This is a genomic window from Nocardia sp. NPDC058497, from assembly GCF_042720195.1.
Taxonomy (GTDB): Bacteria; Actinomycetota; Actinomycetes; order Mycobacteriales; family Mycobacteriaceae; genus Nocardia.
The window spans coordinates 1-3,462 of sequence record NZ_JBHXMY010000606.1; the positions used below are offsets into that span (position 1 = coordinate 1).

At 66.7% G+C, this 3,462-nt stretch carries 3 protein-coding genes and 1 pseudogene; all 4 read left to right on the forward strand.

Annotation, left to right across the window (positions count from 1 at the left end; all coding sequences use genetic code 11):
- Positions 1 to 247: pseudogene (locus ACFWPJ_RS28075) on the forward strand (hypothetical protein); the annotation flags it as partial.
- A gap of 154 nt (positions 248 to 401) precedes the next feature.
- Complete coding sequence (locus ACFWPJ_RS28080; RefSeq protein WP_378855793.1) at positions 402 to 557, forward strand: hypothetical protein; 156 nt, start codon at positions 402 to 404, stop codon at positions 555 to 557.
- 281 nt (positions 558 to 838) lie between these two features.
- Positions 839 to 2,020, forward strand: coding sequence for a cytochrome P450 (locus tag ACFWPJ_RS28085; protein WP_378855797.1), 1,182 nt, complete (start codon positions 839 to 841; stop codon positions 2,018 to 2,020).
- Positions 2,021 to 2,114: 94 nt separating this feature from the next.
- Positions 2,115 to 3,341, forward strand: a complete 1,227-nt coding sequence (locus ACFWPJ_RS28090; protein WP_378855795.1) for a cytochrome P450 — start codon at positions 2,115 to 2,117, stop codon at positions 3,339 to 3,341.
- The last annotated feature ends 121 nt before the right edge of the window (positions 3,342 to 3,462 follow it).

Here is a 3,462-nt window from a genome sequence, read left to right on the forward strand (position 1 = left end):
TCCGCAGTCCGAGATCTTGCGGCTCGGTGGCCGGGGTAAGTCGGCCATGCTCGCCCAGACCGTCACCTTCCATCGGCCGTTCACCGTGCACGACTGGCTGTTGTTGCGCTGCGAGAGCCCCTTCGCGGGCGCGGGGCGCATGTACGCGCGGATCCAGATATTCACGCGCGCAGGAGAATTGGTGGCATCAGTAGACGCGCAGGGCCTGATGCGCGCGCACGAATATTCGTCGAGAACCCACGGCTGAGCGTTCCAGGATGCGTTGCCCCGATGTGTGCAGTTTTGTACGGGAGAAGCATTTGTCGCGAGCTACAGACGCCCACAACACAATTCAAACGGCCCCCCGATATCGAACGCCATTCGACTGGGTCATGGCCTCCGGCGTGCCGTCCGGATGGGCCGTGTTCGACACCCACCCGCTCATGCGCCGCGCGCTGGACCCGTGGAAGGCGATCGGCCACTGGAGCGAGTTCACCGAGGGCGGCCACTTCCCCGCAATGGAGGAGACGGAACTGCTCGCGGACGACATCCGCACCTTCTTCCGCGGCATTTTCTGACCCGCGTCAGGGCCGGCGGGCCACGAAGACCCTACTCGAGGCCCGCCCAACGAGGAGAACCGCAACAGCCTTGGGGGACAGGCGACTTGCTGGTTCGGCTGCCGCCTGCATCGTTACTCGCCGGTATGCCTCGCCGATCTTGGTGGTCCCGCAGGTGTGGCAATGTCGCAAGGATCTGCCGTCCATTCGGGGAAGGAACACTGCCTGTGGAGGACGCCCATGTCTCCAATCGGCTTGCGCCGCAGTCACCGTCGTACTCCGACCGGGGTACTGGTTGCCCGGTGCAGGGGCTCGTCTATGCGCCCGAGTTCGCTGCCGATCCGCACGGGAACTACCGCGCGATGCGCGAAAGGTACGGGGCGATAGCGCCGGTCGAGTTGTCGCCGGGCGTCCCGGCCAGCCTGGTGCTCGGGTATCGGACCGCGGTGCGAATCCTGCACGACCCCGACCACTTTCCCGCGGATCCGCGGGTGTGGCAGGACAGCATCCCGGAGGACTGCCCGGTGCGGCCGATGATGCAGTGGTATCCGAACGCGCTGCGCAACTCCGGACCGGTCCACGCTCGCTATCGGCAGGCCTACGTCGCCGCGATCGACAGCATCGACCACCACGCCCTCCATGTGACCGTGGAACAGGTCGCCATTCCGCTGATCAATTCGTTCTGTGGCACCGGCTCCGCGGATGTGTTGACGCAGTACGCTTTTCCGCTGGTCTTCGAGACACTCAACCGGGTGGTCGGCTGCACTCCGGAGCTGGGACGGCGAGTTGCCACCGGGATGGCCGCGCTGTTCGACACCGTCAACGCGGCCTGGGGTATGGAGTACTTGTCCGCGGCGCTGATGGAGCTGATCAGCATGCGCCGGGCTGAACCGGGCGACGATCTGACCTCGCGGCTGGCTCACCATGCCGCAGGTCTCGACGACGAAGAGATGCTGTACAACCTGATCAGTTTCTACGGCGCCGGTATCGAGCCGATGCAGAACCTCATCAGCAATGCGCTGCTGCTCATCCTGACCGACTCCCGGTTCGGCGGCGGGGTGATCGCGGGCAGCCTGTCCACGCGCGACGCGCTGGACGAGGTGTTGTTCCTCGATCCGCCGATGGCGAACTTCTGCACCACCTATCCGCGGCAGCCGGTCATGATCGACGACGTATGGCTGCCCGCCAACCAGCCGGTGGTGATCAGTCTGTCCGCGTGCAACAACGACCCGGCGATCGCCCAGGGCGACCGCAACGGCAACCGATCCCACCTTGCCTGGGGTGCCGGTCCGCACGCCTGCCCGGCTCGATCGGTGGCCTATCAGATCGCGCAGGACGCGCTCGACCAACTGCTCGACGCGCTGCCGGACCTGACCCTGGCTGTGCCTGCGGACGAGATCGCCTGGCGGCCGGGACCGTTCCACCGCGCGATGACGACGCTACCGGTCAGCTTCCCGCCGTCCGCGCCCCTGTTCGTTCCCTAGGCGGCACGGCGCGGGGTAAGTTGCCACCACGCGGCCGAAACTGGCTGCGGCACTATCGATCACGGGCCGAGTCCCTGGTATGGAGGAGAATGTCATGGAACCGATCGTGCTGGATTCGACCGGTGCCGACATCCAAGGTGAGTCGGCACGCATTCAGCAGCGCGGCCCGGTGGCGCTGGTCGAGTTGCCCGGTGGCGTGCCCGCCTGGTCGGTGACCGATCAGGCGGTGCTCCGGAGCCTGCTCGCCGACCCTCGGGTGTCGAAAGACCCCAGACAGCACTGGATGTCGTTCATCAACGGCGAGATCACCGAGGCGTGGCCGCTGCTGCCCTGGGTGGCGGTGGACAACATGTTCACCGCCTACGGTGCCGATCACCGCAGGCTGCGCCGACTGGTCTCCCCGGCGTTCAGCCACCGTCGCAGCACCGCGCTACGTCCGCGCATTGCCGAGATCACCGAGAGCCTGCTCGACGCGCTGGCCGCCACCCCTGCCGGCGAGCCGGTCGATCTGCGCACCGGCTTCGCCTACCCGGTTCCGATCCGGGTCATCACCGAGCTGCTCGGTGTGCCCGAAGAGCTGGGGCCCGCGCTGCACAAGTGCGTCGACGGCTTCTTCGACGGCTCGTTCACCGCCGAACAGGCACAGGCCAACTACCTCGAAATGTACCGATTGGTCAGCGAACTCGTCGCCTTCCGTCGTGAGCATCCCGGCGATGACGTCACCAGCGTGCTGATCGCCACCCGCGACGAGGGCGACGATTCCCAGCTGTCCGAGAAGGAGCTCGTCGACACGTTGATGCTGGTCATCAACGCCGGTCACGAGACAACGGTCAATTTGCTCGACCAGGCGATCGTCGCCCTGCTCACCCATCCCGAGCAGCGTGCCGCGGTCGCCGCGGGTGATGTGTCGTGGGCCGACGTGGTGGAGGAGACGCTGCGCTTCCAGGCGCCGGTGGCCCACCTGCCACTGCGGTATGCGGTCGAGGACATCGATATCGCTGATGGGTATCGGATCGGCAAGGGCGAGGCCATCCTGGCCTCCTACGCCGGTGCCAGCCGTGACCCGAAAGTGCACGGCGCCGACACCGCCGAGTTCGACCCCACCCGTGCCACCCGCGATCAGCACCTCGCCTTCGGCCACGGGGCGCACCACTGCATCGGCGCATCGCTGGCCCGTCTCGAGGCCGCTATCGCGCTGCCTGCGCTGTTCGACCGGTTCCCGGCGATGAGACTGGCCACGAGCCCGGACGAGCTGGCGCCGGTGCAGAGCTTCATCTCCAACGGGCACACCAGTATTCCGGTGTATCTGCACGCGAACTAGTTCGAGTTCGGGGCCCCCCCGCCGGGCCGCCGGGGGGGGCGGGGTGTGAATTAGGGTTATACAAACCCCCACCCGCCACCCCCAGCACGATAGCGCGGCGTGACACGTCAAGAGCGCGCCA